Below are 22,322 nucleotides of genomic sequence, written 5' to 3' on the forward strand. Positions count from 1 at the left end.
AGGCCGAGCTCGATGAACTAGGGCTTCACCGCCACGATGGCGTCGACTTCAACCGCCACCCCGAGCGGAAGAGCGGCGACTCCGACTGCGCTTCGCGCGTGCCGCCCGGCCTCGCCGAACACTTCCTGCATCAGCTCGGAGGCGCCGTTGGCCACCTTGGGCTGGTCGGTGAACGAAGGGTCGCTGTTGACGAAGACGCCGAGCTTCACGACCCGCTCGACCCGATCGAGCGAGCCCAGCGCCGCCTGCATCTGCGCCAGGAGCATGATCCCGCAGCGCCTGGCCGCAGCCGTTCCCCGCTCAAGGTTCATGTTTTCGCCGAGCCGGCCTGTGATCAAATTGCCGTCCTCGGCGAAGCTGATCTGGCCGGAAATGTGAAGAAGCCCGCCGGCTTCCACGGTCGGGACATAGGCAGCCACAGGGGAAGCGGGTTCGGGAAGGGTGATGCCGAGTTCGGCGAGACGTTCTTCGATGCTCATTGCGCGCTCCTGCTAGCTTGCGCCTTGCGAATCAAGCTTTGCGGCTGACTGCGAAGCCGGCGAAGCTCTGGCTGGTCGGCATCAGCTCGACCACATTGATGTTCACGTGCGGCGGCAGGTTGGCGACCCACCATATGGTCTCGGCGATGTCTCCCGCGGTCATCGGGTCCATGTTCGCGTAGAGCGCATCCGAAGCCGCCTTGTCGCCGCCGGTGCGCACGATCGTGAACTCCGTCTCCACCATCCCGGGCTCGATCGATGTAACCCGCACGCCGGTCCCAGCCAGGTCGGAGCGGAGGTCGAGCGAGAACTGGCTGACGAACGCCTTGGTGCCGCCGTACACCGCTCCGCCCTTGTAGGGGTAGGTTGCGGCAACCGACGACAGGTTGATGATCGCGCCCTTGCGCTCGACCAGCTTGGGAAGGACCGCCCGAGTCAGTGCGACAACGCCGGTCACGTTGGTCGCGATCACGCTCTCCAGCAGCCCCATGTCCGTGTCCGGGAGCGGATCGGTGGGCGGAGCGAAGCCGGCATTGTTCAAAAGCAGGTCGATATCGCCCCACTCGCCGGAGAGGCTCGCGAGGCTCTGCACCGCCTCCAGGTCGAGCATGTCGATCTCCAGCGGAAGGAAGGCATCGCCAAGCTCATCCGCGATCGCCTTCAGCCGCTCGGCCCTTCGCCCGGTTCCGATCACCTTCCAGCCCGCAGCGGCGAACCGGCGAGCGGTCGCCTCGCCGATTCCCGCGGTCGCCCCAGTGATCAGGATCGTCTTCGTCATTCCTCTTCCTCCAGCTCGCGCCTCGCCGCGACTAATGCCTCCGGCTTCACGTTCATCGCTTCCGACACCGCGACCAGGTCCGGCTCGTGGGCTTCCAGGAAGCGGATCAGCGCCGCGAGAAGCGCCGGCTCTGCGGCTCGTGCGCGAAGCTCATCCGTCCCGATTCCGGTCAGGTCAAGGAACCGCATCGCCCGCCGTTCGTCGGAAACAGCAGTGGCGAGGGCGAACAGCCCGAGCGCTTGGGCGTCCATTGGCGTGGCCTTAACCATCGCCTAGACTCGGCGCACCGGAAGGTGAGGAAGTCGATTGGCCAAGATCCTGATCGTTGAGGACAATGCGCTGAACGTCAAACTGTTCTGCGATCTCCTCGCGGCGCACGGCCACGAGCCGCGGGCGGTGACCGACGGCCGCTTCGCTCTCGACCAGGCGAAGGAGTTCGGGCCAGACCTGGTGATCACGGATATCCAGCTTCCGCACGTGACGGGACTCGACCTCATCCGGCTGATTCGGGACGACAAGGGGCTGAAGGACGTGCCGATCATGGCGGTGACCGCTTATGCGGCCGCAGCGGACGAGGACCAGATCCGCGCAGCGGGCGCGCAGGCTTATGTATCGAAGCCGATTTCGGTGGCGAAGTTCGTTGCCCAGGTGAACGAGCTTCTGGGCACTCAGGACCACGACGCGAGGGCCGCGGCTCCGGAAGCTACTTGATCTTGGCTTCCTTGAACTCGACGTGCTTGCGAGCGACCGGATCGTACTTGCGGAAGCTCAGCTTCTCCGTCTTCGTCCGCGGATTCTTCTTCGTCACGTAGAAGAAGCCGGTATCGGCGCTGCTGACGAGCTTGATCTTGACGGTTGCCGGCTTGGCCATCGGACAGGTCCCAATTTTGCAAAAGATAAAAGCGACACGCTCAAGGTGTCGCTTCACGCGGGCGGCACATGGCTGGGGAGGCCAATTTTGTCAAGCCGAGCGGCCCTGTTGACGGGCGGTTAACCCTTTGGAGCGACTATTGCTTCAACGGGAGACAGGACAATGGCTGGGGACAAGCTCGGGCCAGTTCGGGACCAGATCGGCGAACGCCTCGCCGAGTTCAGCAGCCGCGCGGCGCGCCTCTCGCCTCTCGATATCCACGCACGAATGGACGCGATCCGCCAGATCGCCGCAGCCAACGGCCTCGACGCGCTGGAAGCTCTGATGCATCGTTCGGCTCAGCTTGCGCTTCTTCCGGGTCACCGGGTCGCAACGCGCAGCTGCCTCGAGCATCTCGACGAAGCGCTGGAGAGCCATTCAAGCGCCGATCGCACGTCGATCATGGCGGCGCTCGCTCTTCGCCTGCACTGAGACGAAAAAGCGCGGCAATCAGGCGGCGGCGGATTGCAGGCGCAGCCTCAGGTTCGTCGCCAGTCCCAGGAAGCGTTCATATCCGGCCACCTTCTGGTCGAGGTCAGCAATCTGGCGGGTCAGGTCTTCGTGGAGGTCCGCGGCCTTGAGCCGCGCGACGGCAGAACTGATCTGGGCCGCGTTCAACCCTAACGCACACCGTTCGGGCAATGCGGAAATCTGGACACCGTTGCTTAGGGTCGTCACCCGATCGCCGCACCGCTTCATGATGTCGGCCTGGATTGCGTAGGGCAAGGCTCGCCGCAAGCGATCGCGATAGGACGTCACTCCAATCGCCGTGATGTCGAACTGTTTGATTTGCGTATAATAGGCGGTGAGCCGCGACCGCGTTGCCTGATCGCCCATGTTGCGGCTCAGCCCTGCGCCGATCATTTCGTCATAGGCCGTCCGAGTGAGGGGGCGCGCCCACACCTGGCTCGCCTGGTAGGCATCAATAAGGAAGGCTTCCCCCTCCCCGCGGCTGGGCAATTCGACGACCGCCAAGGCCGCGATCGCATGTTTTCTTACGGCCTCGTAATAGGCTTTCCGCCATACGAGGTCGATCTCGTTCGCCTTCAGATCTGAAACGATCTCTTGCCGGTAATCGGCAGCTTCGGAGCGCCTGATCCGCTCTTCGTTCCAGTTGTTGGCCTGCGTCCCGAGAAAGACGCCGACGCCGACGATGAGGAGGTCGATGAAGACGGCGAACCAATTGTGGGTTTCGACATGATGCCGAATGCGACGGATCACCAATTCGGCCACTCCCCGCTAGCCCCACGGGCACTGCTTACCCCTTCACTAGCGCCTAGCCCACCCGCCTGATTCGGCACGGCGGTGCTCGTTGTGCATTGTCACGGGCGATGCGCGCTTTTTCCCAACTGCTTGATGACCTGGTGTACACGCGCTCCCGCAACACCAAGCTTCGGCTGATCGGAGACTATCTCAAGACGACGCCGGACCCCGACCGGGGAATCGCGCTCGCCGCTCTGACCGGGTCGCTGAGCATCCCCGCGGTGAAGGGTGCCGCGATCCGGGCGATCGCGGAGGAACGCCTCGACCCCGTGCTCCTCTACATGAGCCGTGATTATGTGGGCGACATGGCCGAGACGGTGTCGCTTCTCTGGCCGACTCCCGGCGGCGAGCCGGAACTCGACGACGGCACCCTTTCCATCACCGAGGCGGTACAGCGGCTGGTCGATGCCGGGCGGCTGAACGGGCCGAGGGTGCTGGCGGAGATGCTCGACCATCTCGACGCATCCGGCCGGTTCGCGCTTCTGAAGCTCGCCACGGGCAATCTGAGAATCGGGATCTCGGCTCGGCTTGCGAAACAGGCGCTGGCGGACGCCTTCCAGATCGACGTCGATGCGGTCGAGGAGGTGTGGCACGGCCTCTCCCCGCCCTACGAGGAATTGTTCGCCTGGGCGGAGGGGCGCGGCCCGCAGCCGACCGCTCGCGACGTGCCGGTGTTCCGGCCGTTCATGCTCGCCCACCCGCTCGAGGAGACCGAGGTCTCGCTCGACGATTATGCGGCCGAGTGGAAATGGGACGGGATCCGCGTCCAGCTTGTCCGGACCGCTGGCCAGACGCGCCTCTACAGCCGGACCGGCGACGATGTGTCGGGAAGCTTCCCCGAAATCGCCGTTGCCTTCGAAGCCGAAGGCGTGTTGGACGGCGAGCTTCTGGTCCGCGGCTCCGACCAGGGGAGCGCCGACCTTCACGGCGGGGCTGCGGCCAGCTTCAACGCACTGCAGCAAAGGCTCGGGCGCAAGGTCGTCAGCGCCAAGATGCAATCGCAATATCCCGCCTTCGTCCGGCTCTACGACATATTGTTCGATGGTCCCGAGGACGTCCGCGGCCTGCCGTGGACGGCTCGGCGGAAGCGCCTCGAAGTTTTCGTCCCGAAGCTCCATCCGGACCGGTTCGACCTGTCGCAGCTGATCGATGCGAGCGATTTCGCCGAGCTTTCGGATATCCGCGCCGGCGCCCGTGATGCTGCCATCGAGGGCGTGATGCTCAAGCGCCGCGACAGCGCCTACGTCCCGGGCCGCCGAGCCGGCCTCTGGTACAAATGGAAGCGCGATCCGCTGATCGCAGACTGCGTGCTCATGTACGCGCAGCGCGGGTCTGGAAAGCGGTCGAGCTATTATTCCGACTACACGTTCGGCTGCTGGGCGGAGGACGGCCAATTGCTTCCCGTCGGGAAAGCCTATTTCGGCTTCACCGACGAAGAGCTCAAATGGCTCGATCGCTGGGTCCGCAACCACACCGTCGAGCGGTTCAGGCCGGTTCGCGAGGTCGAAAAGAAGCTTGTCCTCGAAGTCGCCTTCGACTCGATCCACTCGAGCACCCGCCACAAGTCGGGCCTCGCCATGCGTTTCCCCCGGATCAGCCGGATACGGATCGACAAACCGGCGGCGGAGGCCGACCGGGTGGCGACTCTCAAGTCCATGGTGACTTGAAACCCGTTTCGGTGACGCTACGGTCGCGCGCCGGAAGGGGAGTTTTCCGAACATGCTGAATACAGTCGTTGCAGTCGCGGCGCTGCTGGCGAGCGCCGCCGCCACCGCACAGACCTATGCGATCCAGGCGGGCCGCCTGATCGTCGACGCCGCCCAGCCCGAGCGCGGGGCGTCCACCGTCATCGTCGAGAACGGGCGAATCGCCCGGATCGAGAGCGGCTTCGTCGCGCCCGAGGGTGCGACCGTCGTCGACCAGCGCAACCGGACGGTGATGCCCGGGATGACCGACGTCCACGTCCACCTGACCCAGACCGCCGGAACGCCCTGGTACATGGGCTTCACCGAGAAATATTCGGATCCTTACGCTACGACTCTCGGCCTGACCCATGCCCTGGAGATGGCGCGCGGCGGATTCACCACCGTTCGCGACCTCGGCGGTCCGACGAGCGCCGTAATTGCGGTCCGCGACGCGGTCTCCGAAGGGCGCTTCGCAGGGCCGCGGATCAAGGTTTCAGGTGCTCCGCTGTCGATGATCGGCGGGCATGCCGACGCTGCCACGGGCCTCCCGCCCGAACTCGCGGCCGCAGTCAACGAAGCGCATCTCAATTCCTCGGTCTGCACCGGCGCCGACGAATGCCGCAAGGTTGTCCACGAACTGGCGGCCGCAGGAGTCGACGTGATCAAGATCATGGCGACCGGCGGGGTGCTCGACCCCGGCAGCCGTGGGCTCGAGCAGCATTTCACCGACGAGGAGATGAAGGCGATCTGCGACACCGCCCACTTCCTGGGCCTCAAGGTCGCCGCCCATGCGCATGGCGCCGGCGGAATTGACGCCGCGGTCCGCGCCGGCGTCGATTCGATCGAGCACGGCACGTTCGTCGACGATCAGGGCGTCAAGGACATGAAGGCGCGCGGCACTTATTATGTTGCGACTCTGATGGCTTTCAGCGGCGTCAAAGGCCTGCTCGGCACCGGCAAGCTCGCGCCCGCTTCCGAAGCCAAGGCCGCCCAGACCTTCGCCGTCTGGGGCAAGGGGCTGAACCTCGCCTATCGCAATGGCGTCAAGATCGCACTCGGCACGGATTCGGCGGTCGCTCCGCACAAGGATGCGAACAAGGAGCTCGAGCTGATGGTGACCAAGGGTGGGATGACCCCGCGCGACGCCTTGATCGCCGCGACCAAGGGCGGCCCGGCGTTGATGGGCCTGTCCGCGGAGACCGGCACGATCGAGCCTGGAAAATCCGCCGACCTGATTGCAGTCGAGGGAGACCCGTTGGTCGATCCGGCGGCGGTCCAGCACGTCGATTATGTCATGGCCCAGGGCCGGGAAATTCCGATGAAAGGCGCTCAATGATCCGCACATCCGCACTCGCCATCGCCTTGGCGCTAAGCAGCGTCCCGGTTATCGCGCAGGACACGCCTGCCGGAGACGCTCCGTCGAAGGAAGCGAAGGATTCCGCCAAGCCGAACCCGGATCAGGTCAAGGCCAGCGTCGAGGAAGACGCGCAGCCGGTCCGCCGGTCGATCCCGTTCCACGGCCGCTCGCTTTCCTACACCGTCACGCCCGGCCACCTGACGATCCGTAACGACAAGGGCGAGCCAACCGCCAGCATGTTCTACACGGCCTATACGATGCCCTCCGCGCGCGGGCAGCGGCGGCCGGTCACCTTCCTGTTCAACGGCGGCCCAGGCTCCTCGACCATGTGGCTGCACATGGGCTCGGTCGGGCCGATCAAGGTCGACGCCTCGAACCCGGAAACCGTTCCCGGCCCGCCGTTCCGCTACGGCCCGAACCCGGACACGCTGCTCGATGTGAGCGACCTGGTATTCATCGACGCTCCGACGACCGGCCTGTCGCGGGAAGTCGCCAAGGCGGAGCCGAAGGACTTTTTCGGCGTCGACAAGGACCTCGACGCCTTCACTCGCACCATTCAGCGTTACCTCACCAAGTACCAACGCTGGAACGACCCCAAGTTCATCATCGGCGAAAGCTACGGCACGACGCGCGCCGCCGGCCTGTCGAATTCGCTTCTCGACGCCGGAGTCCAGCTCAACGGGATCGCGTTCGTTTCGACAGTCTTCAACTTCGCCGACTTCCAGGGCGACCAGTCGCTGGTCAACTTCCTTCCGACCTACGCCGCCGATGCGTGGTACCACGACAAGATTCCCGGCAAGCCGCCGCTGGAGCAGTTCCTCAGCCAGGCGCGCGAATTCGCCAGCGGTCCCTACGCGCTGGCACTGCAGAAGGGGAACATGGCGAGCGATTCCGAACGGCAGGCGATCGCCCAGCAGATGGCGCAGCTGACCGGCCTGTCAGCGGACTATATCCTGCGCTCCAACCTGCGCGTGCAGCCTGACCGGTTCCGGCGCGAGCTTCTTCGCGATCGGCACCAGATCATCGGCCGTATCGATTCCCGCTACGTCGGCACCGAATCCGACAATGTCGGCGAAGGTACCGATTACGACCCGCAGGGAAGCGCGATCACCGGCGCTTTCGTCGGGGCGCTCAACGACTATCTGTTCCGTGACCTTGGCTACAAGACTCCGCTCACCTACCGCCCGAACAATTACGGCGCGGTCTATGGCGGGGAGAACAGCTGGGACTTTACCCACAAGGCGCCGGGCGACCGGCAGCAGATCGCCGACACCAGCGTCGATCTGGCGAGCGCGATGCGGCAGAACCCGCGGATGAAGATCCTGTCGGTGAACGGCTATTACGACCTGGCGACGCCGTTCGGCGGTGCGGACTATGAGTTCCAGCACCTGGCGCTCGAGCCGCAGCTTCAGTCGAACATCCGCTACGCTTACTATCCGGCGGGTCACATGATGTACACGGACCCGGCCTCGGCGCGGCAGCTGAAGGCCGACCTCGCCGCCTTCTACGACAGCGCGATGTAATCCTGGCTGACGAGAAAACGCCCGCCCGGCTTTTGGCCGGACGGGCGCTTCTTACCTATCGGTGCGGTGGGTGGGATCAACCGATAGGCTGGAGATTCACGGCCGCGTGCTTGCCTCGCCGGTCGACCTCGAGCTCGAACGACAGGCGATCGCCCTCGTTCAATGTGCTGAGGCCGGCCCGCTCAACGGCCGAAATATGAACGAACGCGTCGGGCTGGCCGTCATCGCGCTGGATGAAACCGAAGCCTTTCATCGCGTTGAAGAACTTGACCGTGCCCTGAGCCTTCTCGCCGGTCAGCTGGCGCTGCGGCGAACGCTCGGCTCGCTCGACCGCGATCGGCTCGCCTTCGATTCGAAGGTTGGTCGCGGAGACACGGCCGCCACGGTCCACCAAGGTGAACTCGAGCGGCTGCCCGTCGGCGAGGTCGGTAAGTCCCGCCTGCTCGACCGCCGAAATGTGAACGAACACGTCCTCGCCGCCGTCCTCGCGGACGATGAAGCCGAAACCCTTTTGCGGATTGAAGAACTTCACGACGCCCTTCCCTTCGCCGACGACCTGCGGAGGCATTCCGCCGCCGCCGGGGCCGCGGAAACCGCCGCCTCCACCGCCGCTAGGTCCGCCCGCGAAGCCCCCGCCTGGCCGGTCGCCCCCGCCGAAGCCGCCGCGATCGCCGAACCCGCTGCCGCGATTATTCCCAAAGCCCCCGCGCTCCTCGAATCCGCCGCGGTCGCTGAAGCTTTCCTCGAAGAACCCGTCGCGCTTGTCTCTACCGCGACCGCCGCGGTCGCCTCTACGCCCTCTGTCGAAACCCATGCCCGTCAATTATCCTTGTGCCCCAATCGACTACAACCACCGCGCTGGGCATCAACCGCGCAACCGGTTCTCGGCGTGTTTTTTCCACACACCGTCCACAGCCTTACATGAAAAAATCTGCCGCCTCTAGTGATTCGATTGGTCCCCGGCTGCTAAGGGATCGCACAAAGGGGCAGTCTTTCTGTACTGCACCCCAAACGACTGCGGACAAGGATTACGCATGAGCATCCATTTCCACGAGGAAGACCTGGGCGAGGACGTCCGATTCGCGGACGGCCCGATTGCGGTCGACACGGAGGCGATGGGGCTCGTCCCGGGACGCGACCGCCTGTGCCTCGTTCAGCTCTCCGACGGGAAGGGGGACGAGCATCTTGTCCGGTTCTCGGTCGGAAGCGACTATTCCGCGCCCCGGCTGAAGGCGCTGCTATCCGACCCGCAGCGGCTGAAGCTCTATCATTTCGCCCGTTTCGACGTCGCGATCATGAGCAAATATCTCGGGATCATGGCCGCGCCGCTTTACTGCACGCGCACCGCCTCGCGACTGATTCGCACCTACACGGACCGCCACGGCCTCAAGGACCTGGTCAAGGAAGTGCTCGGCCACGACCTCTCCAAGCAGCAGCAGTGCAGCGACTGGGGAGCAGCCGAGATCAGCGATGCCCAGCGCGAATATGCGGCGAGCGACGTCCGCTACCTCCACGCGCTCAAGGAAAAGCTCGATGAGCGGCTGGAGCGGGAGAATCGCACGGCCCTGGCGCAAGGCTGCTTCGATTTCATCCCTTACCGGGCGCTTCTCGATATCGCCGGCTGGGCCGAGCAGGACATTTTCGCCCATGATGGGTGAGGCTACTCGCCCTGGAATTCGCCATGTCTGAGGCCGCCGATCGGGGGCGTGAGGCAAGGCAGCACTGGGCGGTCCCGGGGAGTCAGCACGACCGGGTCATTCGGATCGCCAAGATCGGGCTTCCGGCTGCCGTCGGCGTGCTGATCGTCTTCCTTGCACTGGCGCCGCTCGACAAGAACGGCGATGTCAGCTTCATCCTGGACAAGAACAAGGTCGACAACGCACCCGAGCGGATGCGGGTCGACGTCGCCCGCTACACCGGCGACGACAACGAGGGGCGGCGGTTCGAGATCGTGGCCAGGTCGGCCGTACAGCGCAGCTCCGACCTTCCGATCGTCGACATCAATGGGATGATGGCGCGGCTTTCGCTCGCCCAGGGGCCGGTGACGCTCGCAGCCAATTTCGCCCGCTACAATCTCGACGAGCAGATGGTGAGGGTGGTTGGTCCGGTGCGGGCCACGGGACCCGACGGCTACCTTCTCAACACCAGCGACGTCACTGTGGATTTGAAGCAGCGAAGCGTCACCGGGACCGGCGGAGTGCAGGGGCGGATGAAGCTCGGGGAGTTCAGCGCAGGCCGTTTGACCGCCGATCTGGGCAATCGAACGGTGACCCTGGATCAGGGCGCTCGCTTGAAAATCGTGCAGGGGGCGGTCAGATGACGCGGATGAAGCCGACCTTGGTCCTATTCGCAGCCGCCGCCTTTGCCGGCGTCGCGGCGCTCGCCCAGGCGCAGGAGCCGGTTTCGGCCCTCAAGGGCCATGACGCCAACGCGCCCGTCGACGTCGTCGCGGATCGTATCGAGGTGCAGGACCGGGCGGATCGCGCGATTTTTTCCGGAAACGTCCACGTCACCCAGGGCGAGCTGACCCTCGACACGGTCCGGCTGACTGTCGCTTATGCGAGCGCGGGCGGAATCCAGATTCAGCGGCTCGACGCGAGCGGCGGGGTCGTCGTGAAGAGCCCGTCGGAAAATGCGCGTGGCGATTTCGCGGTGTATGATCTCGACCGAAAGCTGATCACTTTGGTCGGTAATGTCCGGCTGAACCGCGGCGAATCCCAAATCCTGGGGTCGAGGCTGGTGATCGACCTCAACTCGGGGCGCGCGGTGATCGACGGAGGCCCCGCCGGAGTTGCGCAAAGCGGCGGGCGAGTAAGGGGCCACTTCACCGTCCCCAAGCGCGGCAGCTAGCCGATGAACGAAGCGAGCGTCCTGGTTCGGCCCGGCGACCAGGCGGCGACGACGGACGTCGGTCTCGACGTGCGGTCGATCGCGAAGGCTTACGATCGCCGTGCGGTGCTTCACGACGTGTCGCTGGCGGTTCACCGGGGCGAAGTGGTGGGACTGCTCGGTCCCAACGGTGCCGGCAAGACGACCTGCTTTTACTCGGTGATGGGGCTGGTGAAGCCCGACGCGGGACGGATCTTCCTCGACGGCCAGGACATCACCGACCTGCCCATGTACCGGCGAGCAATCCTCGGCCTCGGCTATCTGCCGCAGGAAACGTCGATCTTTCGAGGGCTGACGGTCGAGCAGAATATCCTGTCGGTGCTCGAGGTGAGCGAGCCGGACGAGCAGGTCCGCAGCGACCGTCTCGAAAAGCTCCTGGGCGAATTCGGGCTCACTGCGCTTCGCGACAGCGCGGCGATGGCGCTTTCGGGCGGCGAACGGCGCCGGTGCGAGATCGCCCGGGCGCTTGCCGCCGACCCGTCGATCATGCTCCTCGACGAGCCGTTCGCCGGGATCGATCCCATCTCCATTTCCGACATCCGCGAGCTGGTCCGCGAACTCAAGCAGCGCGACATCGGCGTTCTCATCACCGACCACAATGTCCGCGAAACGCTCGACATCGTCGACCGCGCCTGCATCATCTACGATGGGCAGGTGCTGTTCCAGGGTACTCCGGAAGCACTTGTTGCAGACAGTGAGGTTCGCCGCCTGTACCTTGGCGAAAGCTTCGCCCTGTAGGAGTGCCTGTCGTGGGTCTCGGCCCGCAAATCCAACTTCGCCAATCGCAGCAGCTGGTCATGACTCCGCAGCTGACGCAGGCGATCAAGCTGCTGGCGCTGAGCAATCTCGAGCTGGAAGCGGCGATCGCCGAGGAAGTGGCGAAAAACCCGCTGCTGGAAGCGGGGCCGAGCGAGGACACCGAGGGTCCGCAGGAAGACATCGCCGAGGAGGCCGCAGCGCCGTCGCTGACCGACGAGCTCATCCCCGGAGGCGGCGGCGAGGACGACCGGCCGCTCGACTATGATTTCGAGAGCCAGGCGCTGGAGACCGACAGCTACACCGATGTGTCCGTGTCTGGCTCGGGCGACGAGTTCGACTTCGACCGGATCGAGGCCGTGGCGACGTCGCTGTCCGAGCACCTGCTCGCCCAGCTTCACGGTGCCTCGGGGCCGGACGCGGTCCTCGCGGAGATCATCATCGAGCAGCTCGATCCCAGCGGCTATCTGTCGACGCCGCTCGCCGATATCGCCGAGGATGCGGGGGCGAGCCTGGCCGAGGCCGAGCGGGCGTTGAGCATCGTCCAGGACCTGGATCCGCCCGGAGTGGGTGCACGGAGCCTGTCGGAATGCCTCGCGCTGCAGGCCAAGGCGGCCGACCGGTACGATCCGGCGATGGCGCGGCTGATCGACAATCTCGACCTGCTGGCCAAGGGCAGGATGAACGACCTGAGGCGGATCTGCGGCGTCGACGAAGAAGACCTTGCCGACATGGTTCGAGAACTTCGCGACTATGATCCGAAGCCGGGCACGCGCTTCGCCGAAGAAGGGACCGAGCAGGTCACGCCGGACGTCTTAGTCCGCCGGACCCGCGGCGGCTATTCGGTCGAGCTGAACACGGCGGCGCTTCCACGTCTGCTCATCAACCGCCGCTATTATCAGGAACTCAAGGCGGGACCTCAGGACAAGGCGTCGAAGGCCTGGCTGAGCGAATGCCTCGCCACCGCCAACTGGCTGGTGCGAGCTCTCGACCAGCGGGCGCGGACCATCGTCAAGGTCGTCTCGGAGATCGTGAAGACCCAGCAGGGTTTCTTCGAGCGGGGGCCGGAAGCGCTGAAACCGCTGACCCTTCGCCAGGTCGCGGACGCGATCGAGATGCACGAATCGACCGTCAGCCGGGTCACGTCGAACAAGTATCTGCTGTGCGACCGCGGTCTGTACGAGCTCAAATATTTCTTCCGGTCCGGAGTCGCTTCGAGCGACGGCGAGGGCGAAGGCGCGTCGGCGGAAGCGGTGAAGACGGCGATCCGCGACATCATCGAGCACGAGCACGAGATCCTCAGCGACGACGCCATCGCGGCGCTGCTCAAGCAGCGCGGGTTCGATTGCGCGCGGCGGACGGTGGTCAAGTATCGCGAGTCGATGAACATCGGGTCGTCGGTCCAGCGCCGCCGGCAGCGGAAGATCAGCGGCCTGGCCTAAAGAGTCAGGCGAGCCCAGATCGGCAGGTGATCGGACGCGGTTCGAGCGGCGGGGCTCATATGCACCCCGGCGGCGTCGATCCTCAGATCGTCGACGATGATCCGGTCGAGCGCCGCGACCGGGTGGCGCGAATGGAAGCTGGGACCGGTCGGGGCGATCCTGAATCCGTCGGGGAGCTCCTTCAGGCAGCCGCCCGCGATCCGCCATTCGTTGGTGTCGCCCATGATGACGGTCGGCATCTTTTGCGGCCGGTCGGCGATGGCTTCGAAGATCGCCTTGAGCTGGCGTCGCCGCCACAGCCCCGAAAGGTCGAGGTGCATTCCGACGACCCGGAGCGCCCTGTCTCCGGGAAACAGAAGCTCGGCCATCACCGCTCCGCGCGGCTCGAGCGTCGGAAGCTTGAGCGCCGAGCAGCCGAGAATGCCCACGTCATGCTTCACCAGCAGAGCGTTGCCGTGCCAGCCAATGTTGCGGGTATCGACCTTCAAGATTCGCTCGGCGTGGCGCCTGGCATTTTCGAGCGGCCTTTTGTGCCGGACTCCAAGGAGCACCGGCTTGTAGAGGCCGTGGGAGTCGATCAACTCGTGCGGAACCGCCGAGGCGCGTCCGCCGAACCGCCTGTCGGCCTCCTGGAGAGCGACGACGTCGGCGTGCATCTCCCTCAGCACCTGCAGCACGCGATGGGGATCGCGCCGCCGGTCGGTACCGATCGCCTTGCGCATATTATAGCTGGCGACGGTGATTGAACGGCCGGTCACGATTGCGCCAACACCGGACTGCTACCGCTGTTCCTCAAACGTCCAGATTGGCGACGCTGAGCGCATTCTCCTGGATGAACTCGCGGCGAGGCTCGACCACATCGCCCATCAGGCGCGTGAAGATCTCGTCGGCGACATCCGCCTGGGTGACCTCGACCCGCAGAAGCGAGCGGTTCGAGGGGTCGAGAGTCGTCTCCCACAATTGCTCGGCGTTCATTTCGCCAAGGCCCTTGTAGCGCTGGATGGAGAGGCCCTTGCGGCCGGCGGCGAGGACGGCGTCGAGGAGCTCCGACGGGCGGGTGACGGGAACGCTCTTCTTGTCCGTTTCGGCTTCGACCGGCTGCTCGTCCGGATCGGCGCCTTCGATCGGCTCGGGCTTCTCCTCCTCGGTGACGACAGCGCCCTTCTTGACCGTCCGCAGAACCAGCGGCTGGCTGTAGACGGCCGCTTCCTCGGCAGCGAGGCCGTGGAGCTTGCGGCCCTCGGCCGAAGCCAGGAACGCTTTCTCGATCACGAAGACGTCGGTCACTCCGCGCCACAGACGGCGAAGCAGATAGCCGCCGTCCTCGCTGCTCTCGCCCGTCCAGGCGGCCTCCAGATCGCCGCGACCGAGCCAGTCTGCGACCTTGGCGATGGCGGCGTCGCGGCCCGCCCTGTCGAGGTTGGGCTTGAGGGCGCCGTTGAGTGCGAGGCCTTCGAGGAGCGCGCTGTCATATTTGCGCGGGGCGTAGCGCATCAGGGTCCGAACGCGGCGGGCGTGGTCGACCAAGGCGCGGAGGTCGCCGCCCGAGCGCTGCCCTTCGCCGGTGTCGAGCACCAGCCCGTCGAGCCCTGCGTTGACCAGATATTCGTCGAGCGCCGCGTCGTCCTTCAGATAGACTTCCGAGCGGCCGCGGCTGACCTTGTAGAGCGGAGGCTGGGCGATCAGCAGGTGCCCGGCTTCGATCAGCTCCGGCATCTGCCGGTAGAAGAAGGTCAGGAGCAGAGTGCGGATGTGGGCGCCGTCGACGTCGGCGTCCGTCATGATGACGATCTTGTGATAGCGCAGCTTCTCGAGGTTGAATTCCTCGCGGCCGATGCCGGTGCCGAGCGCCTGGATCATCGTCCCGATCTCACGGCTCGACAGCATGCGGTCGAAGCGAGCGCGCTCGACGTTTAGGATCTTGCCTCGAAGCGGGAGGATCGCCTGGAACTTGCTGTCGCGGCCCTGCTTGGCCGAGCCGCCGGCGCTGTCGCCCTCGACCAGGAACAGCTCAGACTTGGCGGGGTCGCGCTCCGAGCAGTCGTGGAGCTTGCCCGGAAGCGAGGCGACTCCCATCACCGACTTGCGGCTCGCCTCGCGCGCCTTTCGGGCGGCTTCGCGGGCAGCGGCGGCGTCGATGATCTTCTGGACGATGGTGCGTGCGTGGGCCGGATTTTCCTCGAGCCATTCGGCAAGCTTGTCGGCCATCAGGCTTTCTAGCGGCTGGCGCACTTCGGAACTGACCAGCTTGTCCTTGGTCTGGCTTCCGAACTTGGGGTCGGGAAGCTTGACCGAGACGATCGCGGTCAGGCCTTCGCGCATGTCCTCGCCGGCGAGCGAGATCTTCTCGCGCTTCAGCGCTCCGGATTGCTCCGAATAATTGTTCAGCGTGCGCGTCAGCGCGGCCCGGAATGCGGAGAGGTGGGTGCCGCCGTCGCGCTGCGGGATGTTGTTGGTGAAGGCGAGGACGTTCTCGTAATAGCTGTCGTTCCATTCCAGGGCGACGTCGATGCCGACATCGTCGCGCTGGCCGTGGATGGCGATCGGCTCCGGGATCAGCGGGGCCTTGGCGCGGTCGAGATATTGGACGAACGCGGCGATCCCGCCTTCGTAGTGCATCTCGACGGACTTGGGCTCGTCGTGCCGTTCGTCCCTAAGCTCCAGCCGGACGCCCGAGTTCAGGAAAGCGAGCTCGCGGAAGCGGTGCTCGAGCCGGTCGAAGTCGAAATCGATGATCTTGAACGTGTCGGAGCTGGGCAGGAAGGTGACCCTTGTGCCGCGCTTGTCGGTCTTGCCGACGACCTTGAGCGGCTTTTCCGCGACTCCGTGGCGGAAGCGCATGAAATGCTCCTCGCCGTCGCGCCAGATGGTGAGCTCGAGCCATTCGGAAAGCGCGTTGACGACGCTGACCCCGACCCCGTGGAGGCCGCCCGACACCTTGTAGGCATTGTCGTCGCTGGTGTTCTCGAACTTACCGCCGGCGTGCAGCTGGGTCATGATGACCTCCGCCGCCGACACGCCCTCTTCCTTGTGGATCCCCGTCGGGATTCCGCGCCCGTTATCCTCGACCGAGACGGAGCCGTCGGCGTTCAGCGTGATCAGGATCCGGTCGCAATGGCCGGCCAGGGCTTCGTCGATCGCATTGTCCGAAACCTCGAACACCATGTGGTGGAGGCCCGATCCGTCGTCTGTGTCGCCGATGTACATTCCCGGCCGCTTGCGGACCGCGTCGAGGCCTTTCAGCACCTTGATGGATTCGGCGCCGTAGCTGTTCTGATTGGGGTCTGTTGCCATGGATCAGATATAGGGATTTTCGGCGGGAAGTCACGCGCGCGTGCGTATGCGCGTGCGTACGCGCACGCGTGAGTCGGGGGGTCGAAGCGGTTACTCGGCCCAGCGCTTTCGCGTCGCCTACCCAGCGCGGCGGCGCTGGCCGCCTCGGCCTCCGCGCCCGCGCTGTCCGCCCGGACGGGCGCCGTTCGCACGGTGCGCCGTATGGCGGTTCGGGCGATGGTCGCGACCCGAGGGTGAGCCTCGGCCGCCGCGCGGCGGAGTGGCCGGGCGGAGCGCCTTGGTCGCGTCGACGATGCGCTCGAAATCCTGCGGCAGAGCGTCGGGCACCAGCTTCTGCTTCGTCAGCCGCTCGATGTCGCGAAGGTTGCCGCGCTCGTCGGGCGAGCAGAAGGCGATTGCGATCCCGTCCGCTCCGGCACGCGCGGTGCGGCCGATGCGGTGGACATATTGCTCCGGAACGTCGGGAAGGTCGAAGTTCACGACATGGCTGACGCCGGGAATGTCGATCCCGCGGGCGGCGATGTCGGTGGCGATGAGAACCTTCACGTCACCCGACTTGAACGCCGCGATCGCTCGTTCGCGCTGCGGCTGGCTCTTGTTGCCGTGGATCGCATTGGCGGGGATGTTCGCGGCTTCGAGCAGGCGGACGATCTTGTCGGCGCCGTGCTTGGTGCGGCTGAACACCAAAGCGCGCTCGACCGGCTCCTCGCGGAGAAGCTGGATGAGGAGCGCGGTCTTTTCGCCCTGGTTGACGAAGGTCAGGCGCTGCTCGACCCGGTCGACGGTCGAGGCGACCGGGGTCACCGACACTTCCGCCGGGTTGGTGAGATAGCGGTCGGCAAGCTGCTTGATCGCCTTCGGCATGGTCGCGGAGAAAAACAGGGTCTGCCGCTTGGGCGGGACCAGCGCGACGATCCGCTTCAGCGCGTGGATGAAGCCGAGGTCGAGCATCTGGTCGGCCTCGTCGAGGACGAGGATTTCGAGCTCGCGAAGGCTGAGCACGCGCTGGTCGATGAGATCGAGGAGGCGGCCCGGCGTCGCGACGAGAACGTCGAGGCCGCGCGAGACGGTGCGGACGCTCTTGCCGTTGGGCACGCCGCCGAAAACCACTCCGACCGAAAGGTTCATGAAGCGGCCATAGGCCTGGGCGCTCGCGGCGATCTGCGAGGCAAGCTCGCGGGTTGGGGCGAGGACCAGCATGCGGGCATTGCCCGGGCGCGGCCGGCGGTTCTCAGCGGCGAGCCGCTGGAGCGAGGGCAGCATGAAGGCCGCCGTCTTGCCGGTGCCCGTCTGGGCGATTCCGAGGAGATCGCGGCCGGTGAGGACCGTGGGGATCGCCTGGAGCTGGATCGGCGTCGCCTGCGAATAATCTTTCGCGGCGAGCGCATCGAGAAGGGGCTTCGAGAGCCCGAGGGACATGAAGGACATTGTGACAAAATTCCAAACTGTGCGGGCGGCGCAGCCGGAAGGCGCACCGCGAGCGGGTCAAAAGAGCGCCCCGCGTGAATGGGAGAGCAGGTAAATCGAGGCGCGGGCCGGTTGCCGCCGAAGCGTTGAGCCGATCACGCCGCTTGTAAGAAGCGCCTCGTGTTGCAGTGCGATATAGGGCCGAAACGTTAAATGTCCACCTGCGCGTCACTTGGGGGCGATCGTGCCCGGCCGGACGTGGAAGCGAGAGGCGGTGCCGATCCCGTCGAAGAGTGCGGCTTCGGTGGCGGTCATCCAGACCTGACCGCGACCCGCGAGCCGGGCGAACAGGGCGGCGCGGCGCTTGGGATCGAGGTGAGCGGCGACCTCGTCGAGTAGCAGGATCGGCGGCTGGCCGCGCTTGTCGGCGACGAGCTCGGCGTGGGCGAGGACGAGGCCGAGGAGGAGCGCCTTCTGCTCCCCGGTCGAGGATTGCGCGGCGGGCATGGCCTTGGAGCGGTGGAGAACGGCGAGGTCCTGCCGGTGCGGGCCCACGAGCGCGCGGCCGGCGGCTGCATCGCGGAATCGGCTCTCGCGAAGCTGGGCTGCGAGATCGCCCCCCGACCATCCTTCGAGGGTCATTCGGGCGCGGGCGAACTCGTCTTCGGGCGCCTGTTCTGATCGCTCGTCGAGGGCGGAGACGGTGCGTGCGCGCGCTTGAGCGATCTGCGCTCCATGCTCGGCCATCTGCGCTTCCAGGGCCTCGAGCCAGGAAGGGTCCGCGCGGTCCGGCTCGGCGAGCAGCTTGTTGCGCGAGCGCATCGCGGCTTCGTAACGGGCCGCGTGATGGGCGTGAGGCGGTTCGAGCGCCAGGACGAGGCGGTCAAGGAAGCGGCGGCGGTCGCCGGCGGTGGCGGTGAACAACCGATCCATCGCAGGCGTGAGCCAAAGCACCGACAACCACTCGCCGAGCGAGTTGGCCGAGGCTGGCGCGCCGTTGATCCGCACCTGGCGGCGGTCGGGGGCCGAGGCGCTGGTGCCGGTGCCGATGTCGATTGCGTCGAGCCGGGCCGCGACCGCGAAGCCGCCGCTGCCGCCGTTGCGCGCCATTTCCGAGAGCGCAGCCCCGCGGATCCCGCGGCCGGGCGACAGCAGCGACACCGCTTCGAGCAGGTTGGTCTTCCCCGCGCCGTTCTCGCCGTAGAGGAGCACGAAGCTCGGCCCAGGCTCGACCAGTGCGTCGGCGTAGGATCGGAAGTCGGTGAGGCTCAGGCGCGAGACTGCAGGCACAGGGGGCGAAGTAGCAGCTTCGCCGTCCGGGTCACACTCTCATAGGCATGAGTACGTAAAGCGCGTTCGACTTGTCGTTTTCGCGCAGCAGCGTCGGCGCGGCCGCGTCGGCGAGGTGGACCTCGACCGTGTCGCCCTCGATCTCGCCGAGGATGTCGAGCAGGTAGCGGGCGTTGAAACCGATCTCGATCGTGTCGGAGCCATAGTCCGCGGGAAGCTCTTCCGTTGCGGTTCCGCTTTCGGGTGAGCTGACCGACAAAGTCACCTTGTCGCGGTCGACGCTCATCTTCACCGCGCGCGTCTTCTCGCTGGCGATGGTCGACACGCGGTCGACGCCCGACGCGAAGGTCTTCGGGTCCAGCTTCAGGAGCTTGTCGTTCGCGGTCGGAATGACCCGGTTATAGTCGGGGAAGGTGCCGTCGATCAGCTTGCTGGTGAGGACCGCGCTTCCGAGGCCGAAGCGGACCTTGGTCGGCGACAACGAGACCTCGACCGTTCCTTCGACCTCCTCGAGAAGCTTGCGAAGCTCGGCAACGCACTTCCGCGGGATGATGACGTCGGGCATTCCGTCGGCGCCGTCGGGCTTCGGCATGACGACGCGCGCAAGCCGGTGGCCGTCGGTCGCAGCCGCCTTGAGCTGGTCGTCCGCCACGTGCAGGAAAATGCCCATCAGGTAATAGCGCGTCTCCTCGCTCGAGATGGCGAAGCGCGTCTTGTCGATGATCTGGCGGAGGGTGGCCGCCGGAAGCTCGAACTTGGTCGGAAGCTCGCCTTCGGAAATCACCGGGAAATCGTCGCGAGGGAGCGTCGACAGGTGGAAGCGGGAGCGACCGGCGCTGAGGTGCATCTTGCCCTCGGCTACGTCGAGCTCGACCTGGCTGCCTTCCGGGAGCTTGCGGACGATGTCGAACAAGGTGTGGGCGGGAACGGTCGTCGCGCCCGGCTGGTCGACGTTGGCGGGAACGCTCTCGTCGACCTGCAGGTCGAGGTCGGTCGCCATCAGCCGGATGGAATTGTCCTCGCGGGCCTCGATCAGCACGTTGGACAGGATCGGGATCGTGTTGCGGCGCTCCACGACCGATTGGACGTGACCGAGGCTCTTCAGCAGTGTCGCCCGCTCAATCGTCGCCTTCATTCGCGCCCTGCCCCCGTCGAAGCCTTTGGTAAGCGCTCGTTATAGCGAGCCTTCGCCGCCGTGCCAGAGCTATGATGGGCGCAAAATGGCCGGTTCTTACTGGCCCTGCTTCGCGCCCGAGGCGGAGTCGCCGGCCGGGGGCGTGAGAACGGAATCGACGTTGTGGATCACTCCGTTCGTTGCCTTCATGTCGGCCTGAGTCACGGTCGCCTTGCTCGTTCCGCCGCCGGTGAAGACGATCTTTCCGCCGTCCTTGGTCGCGGTCACCGTCTGACCGCCCATGGTGGCGAGAACGGCCTTGCCCTTCCCGTTGTCGATCGCGGTGCCGATGTCGTCGGCAAGGATGACGCCCGGGAGGATATGATAGGTCAGGATCCGGGTGATCTCCGCCCGGTTCTGCGGATTGGTCGGATCCTTGAGCTTGTCGCCCTCCAGCTTGGAGAAGGCGTCGTCGCTGGGGACGAGCAGGGTGTAAGGACCAGGGCCCGCGAGCGTCGCGTCGAGCCCGACGGCCTTCGCGGCCTGGAAGAACTTTCCGTTCTGGTCTATCGAAGCGGCGAGCGTCTTGTCGCCGGCGGCCTTGATGGCTTCGCCAGGCTGTGCGGCAGCGCCATTGTTGTCGGACCCCGACTGGCCGCAGCCGCCGAGCGCCAGCGCAGCGGCGCACAGGCACAGGGGAAGAGTCTTCAACATGCGCGTGTTCTCCTGATCAGTATAAAACAGAACGGCCCCGCAACGCTTGCGGGGCCGTTTGCGATCCATCGACGCGGATCAGGTGAGTGCTGCTGCGACCAGGGCCGTCACCAGCTGGGTCGCGGGGTCGACCCGATAGATGTTGCCGTTGGCATAGCGATACATCGCGTCCGGCGTGTCGTAATAGGTCGACCGATAGCCGTAAGGCACGTTGTAGGCGCTGTAGCCCATCGGCAGCGGCTGTCCGATGCTCAACCCGGGGCTGAGCAGCGCTGCAACCGCGGTGATCAGGCTGGTCTGCGGATCGACCTGGTAGATCGCCCCAGGCGCGTAGCGGTAATAAGCGTCCGGCGTGTCCTGATAGAAGGGCCGGTAATCGTACGGCACGTTATAGGCCGAATAGCTGAGCGGCATCGTCTGCCCGAAGCCGTAGCCATAGCCTAGCGCCGGATCGACGTCCTCGATCAGCCCGGTGTACGGGTCGATCTGATAGACGTAGCCGTTGGCGTAGCGGTAATCGGCATACGGCGTGCTCGGATAGAAGGGCTGATAGGCCGCCGGCATCCCGTAGGCCGAGTAACCGACCGGGAACGGCTGGCCGATCCCGTAGCCGAGGCCGAACAGCGGAAGCAGGCTGCTTACCAGATTGTCGGCCCGGTTGACCCGATAGACGTAGCCGTTGTCGCCGTAGCGATAATAATAGTCCGGCGTATCTGCATAGATGCTCTGCAGCCGGACCGGGACGCGGCGGAGCGAGGCGACCCGCTCCAGATCCCTGACCGAGCGGCCGACGAGCTTCTTCGCCTGGCCCGGAGGCATGCAGGCGACAGCCTTCTTCGCCAGACCCGGCGGGCACCCGCCAACGCCGTAGCCGACGGCAACGCGGTCATCGAACCGATCATCGAAACGGTCGCGCCGGAGCTCCCGAACGTCGCGCAGACGCCCGATCTCGTCACGGCGCGCTTCGCGGATGCGATCGGCACGCAGATCACGCATCCGCTCTTCGCGGACGTCGCGAATGCGCTCGATCTGATCGCGGCGAGCCTCACGGACCCGCTCGACGCGATTGTCGCGTGGGCGCTCGACGCGGGCCGCCCGCACCTCCTTGTGGCGAACGCGCTGCTCGACGCGCTTGTCGGGCCCGTGGCTGCGATCCGAAGCGATCCGAATCGCTCCCGATCCGCGAACCCGGTCGGCGTGGCGTGCCTGTGCTTTCGCCTGGCCACCGCCACGCGCCTGTGCCTTCGCTTGGCCGCCGCCGCGTGCCTTCTGCGAATGTTCGTGGCCGCCACCCTTTCCGCCGGGGGCGGAAGCTGCCGGCGCGGCGATCGCCAGAGCGGCGACGCCTGCTGCCAGAAAGATCCTGGTCATGAGTCAAAACTCCGATTGTTTGTTCACCAACGAAGAGCGGGGATGGCGCG

At 65.7% G+C, this 22,322-nt stretch carries 23 protein-coding genes; 10 read left to right on the forward strand and 13 right to left on the reverse strand.

The window, feature by feature from the left end; translation table 11 throughout:
• Positions 1-17: 17 nt before the first annotated feature.
• The 3 genes from LZ519_RS08385 to LZ519_RS08395 are packed head-to-tail and all read right to left on the reverse strand — an operon-like array spanning position 18 to position 1,508.
• Positions 18-479 carry a RidA family protein gene (locus tag LZ519_RS08385; RefSeq protein ID WP_249868228.1) on the reverse strand — a complete coding sequence of 154 codons (462 nt, stop codon included), beginning with the start codon at positions 477-479 and terminating at the stop codon, positions 18-20.
• 31 nt (positions 480-510) lie between these two features.
• A complete protein-coding gene (locus LZ519_RS08390) occupies positions 511-1,257 on the reverse strand; it encodes an SDR family NAD(P)-dependent oxidoreductase (RefSeq protein WP_249868229.1) in 747 nt (248 codons plus the stop codon).
• Entirely contained in the window at positions 1,254-1,508 is a 255-nt protein-coding gene (locus LZ519_RS08395) for a DUF3572 family protein (protein WP_249868230.1), read from the reverse strand. Before LZ519_RS08395 ends, LZ519_RS08390 begins: the two co-directional genes overlap by 4 nt.
• Before the next feature lie 64 nt (positions 1,509-1,572).
• Between LZ519_RS08395 and LZ519_RS08400 the strand changes: the two genes are divergently transcribed.
• Complete coding sequence (locus LZ519_RS08400; protein WP_431358111.1) at positions 1,573-1,968, forward strand: response regulator; 396 nt, start codon at positions 1,573-1,575, stop codon at positions 1,966-1,968.
• On the opposite strand, the gene rpmG is transcribed toward LZ519_RS08400, so the two are convergent.
• Positions 1,961-2,128, reverse strand: a complete 168-nt coding sequence (gene rpmG / locus LZ519_RS08405) for a 50S ribosomal protein L33 (protein WP_249868232.1) — start codon at positions 2,126-2,128, stop codon at positions 1,961-1,963. The two genes, LZ519_RS08400 and rpmG, sit on opposite strands and share 8 nt — an antisense overlap.
• 162 nt (positions 2,129-2,290) lie before the next feature.
• On the opposite strand from rpmG, the gene LZ519_RS08410 reads away from it, so the two are divergent.
• Positions 2,291-2,599, forward strand: a complete 309-nt coding sequence (locus LZ519_RS08410) for a hypothetical protein (protein WP_249868233.1) — start codon at positions 2,291-2,293, stop codon at positions 2,597-2,599.
• Positions 2,600-2,617: 18 nt separating this feature from the next.
• On the opposite strand, the gene LZ519_RS08415 is transcribed toward LZ519_RS08410, so the two are convergent.
• Positions 2,618-3,388: a hypothetical protein gene (locus tag LZ519_RS08415; RefSeq protein ID WP_249868234.1), complete on the reverse strand. Its 771-nt coding sequence runs from the start codon at positions 3,386-3,388 to the stop codon at positions 2,618-2,620.
• Between the two features lie 110 nt (positions 3,389-3,498).
• Between LZ519_RS08415 and LZ519_RS08420 the strand changes: the two genes are divergently transcribed.
• From LZ519_RS08420 to LZ519_RS08430, 3 genes are read left to right on the forward strand one after another with little or no spacing between them, the layout of a single operon-like run.
• The gene (locus tag LZ519_RS08420; RefSeq protein ID WP_249868235.1) at positions 3,499-5,097 is read left to right on the forward strand and encodes a cisplatin damage response ATP-dependent DNA ligase; all 1,599 of its coding nucleotides are present in this window, start codon (positions 3,499-3,501) and stop codon (positions 5,095-5,097) included.
• A gap of 52 nt (positions 5,098-5,149) precedes the next feature.
• Positions 5,150-6,451, forward strand: coding sequence for a metal-dependent hydrolase family protein (locus LZ519_RS08425; RefSeq protein WP_249868236.1), 1,302 nt, complete (start codon positions 5,150-5,152; stop codon positions 6,449-6,451).
• Complete coding sequence (locus LZ519_RS08430; protein ID WP_249868237.1) at positions 6,448-7,995, forward strand: S10 family peptidase; 1,548 nt, start codon at positions 6,448-6,450, stop codon at positions 7,993-7,995. The genes LZ519_RS08425 and LZ519_RS08430 overlap by 4 nt, the downstream gene beginning before the upstream one ends.
• Before the next feature lie 76 nt (positions 7,996-8,071).
• Here LZ519_RS08430 and LZ519_RS11605 read toward each other — a convergent pair whose 3' ends face one another.
• The gene (locus tag LZ519_RS11605) at positions 8,072-8,809 is read right to left on the reverse strand and encodes a cold-shock protein (RefSeq protein ID WP_283937308.1); all 738 of its coding nucleotides are present in this window, start codon (positions 8,807-8,809) and stop codon (positions 8,072-8,074) included.
• A gap of 220 nt (positions 8,810-9,029) precedes the next feature.
• Here LZ519_RS11605 and LZ519_RS08445 point away from each other — a divergent pair, with 220 nt between their 5' ends.
• From LZ519_RS08445 to rpoN, 5 genes are read left to right on the forward strand one after another with little or no spacing between them, the layout of a single operon-like run.
• Positions 9,030-9,653 (forward strand): ribonuclease D, encoded by a 624-nt coding sequence (locus LZ519_RS08445; protein WP_249868238.1) that lies wholly within the window; start codon positions 9,030-9,032, stop codon positions 9,651-9,653.
• Between the two features lie 23 nt (positions 9,654-9,676).
• Entirely contained in the window at positions 9,677-10,315 is a 639-nt protein-coding gene (locus LZ519_RS08450; RefSeq protein ID WP_249868239.1) for an LPS export ABC transporter periplasmic protein LptC, read from the forward strand.
• A 5-nt stretch (positions 10,316-10,320) separates the two neighbouring features.
• Positions 10,321-10,845 carry an LptA/OstA family protein gene (locus LZ519_RS08455; protein ID WP_431358112.1) on the forward strand — a complete coding sequence of 175 codons (525 nt, stop codon included), beginning with the start codon at positions 10,321-10,323 and terminating at the stop codon, positions 10,843-10,845.
• Between the two features lie 3 nt (positions 10,846-10,848).
• A complete protein-coding gene (gene lptB, locus LZ519_RS08460) occupies positions 10,849-11,622 on the forward strand; it encodes an LPS export ABC transporter ATP-binding protein (protein ID WP_249868241.1) in 774 nt (257 codons plus the stop codon).
• Positions 11,623-11,633: 11 nt separating this feature from the next.
• Positions 11,634-13,082 carry an RNA polymerase factor sigma-54 gene (rpoN, locus tag LZ519_RS08465; protein WP_249868242.1) on the forward strand — a complete coding sequence of 483 codons (1,449 nt, stop codon included), beginning with the start codon at positions 11,634-11,636 and terminating at the stop codon, positions 13,080-13,082.
• On the opposite strand, the gene LZ519_RS08470 is transcribed toward rpoN, so the two are convergent.
• From LZ519_RS08470 to LZ519_RS08500, 7 genes are all read right to left on the reverse strand, one after another.
• On the reverse strand, positions 13,079-13,840 hold the full coding sequence (locus LZ519_RS08470) for an endonuclease/exonuclease/phosphatase family protein (RefSeq protein ID WP_249868243.1): 762 nt from the start codon (positions 13,838-13,840) through the stop codon (positions 13,079-13,081). The two genes, rpoN and LZ519_RS08470, sit on opposite strands and share 4 nt — an antisense overlap.
• A gap of 34 nt (positions 13,841-13,874) precedes the next feature.
• Positions 13,875-16,376 carry a DNA topoisomerase (ATP-hydrolyzing) subunit B gene (gene gyrB / locus LZ519_RS08475; RefSeq protein ID WP_249868244.1) on the reverse strand — a complete coding sequence of 834 codons (2,502 nt, stop codon included), beginning with the start codon at positions 16,374-16,376 and terminating at the stop codon, positions 13,875-13,877.
• 117 nt (positions 16,377-16,493) lie between these two features.
• Entirely contained in the window at positions 16,494-17,804 is a 1,311-nt protein-coding gene (locus LZ519_RS08480) for a DEAD/DEAH box helicase (protein ID WP_249868245.1), read from the reverse strand.
• 207 nt (positions 17,805-18,011) lie between these two features.
• Positions 18,012-19,073 carry a DNA replication/repair protein RecF gene (gene recF / locus LZ519_RS08485; RefSeq protein ID WP_249868246.1) on the reverse strand — a complete coding sequence of 354 codons (1,062 nt, stop codon included), beginning with the start codon at positions 19,071-19,073 and terminating at the stop codon, positions 18,012-18,014.
• Positions 19,074-19,104: 31 nt separating this feature from the next.
• Complete coding sequence (dnaN, locus tag LZ519_RS08490) at positions 19,105-20,208, reverse strand: DNA polymerase III subunit beta (RefSeq protein WP_249868247.1); 1,104 nt, start codon at positions 20,206-20,208, stop codon at positions 19,105-19,107.
• Positions 20,209-20,304: 96 nt separating this feature from the next.
• Positions 20,305-20,901 (reverse strand): fasciclin domain-containing protein, encoded by a 597-nt coding sequence (locus LZ519_RS08495; RefSeq protein WP_249868248.1) that lies wholly within the window; start codon positions 20,899-20,901, stop codon positions 20,305-20,307.
• Positions 20,902-20,979: 78 nt separating this feature from the next.
• Complete coding sequence (locus tag LZ519_RS08500; protein WP_249868249.1) at positions 20,980-22,272, reverse strand: hypothetical protein; 1,293 nt, start codon at positions 22,270-22,272, stop codon at positions 20,980-20,982.
• Positions 22,273-22,322: the final 50 nt, after the last annotated feature.

This window comes from Sphingomonas anseongensis, assembly GCF_023516495.1.
Classification (GTDB): Bacteria; Pseudomonadota; Alphaproteobacteria; order Sphingomonadales; family Sphingomonadaceae; genus Sphingomicrobium; species Sphingomicrobium anseongensis.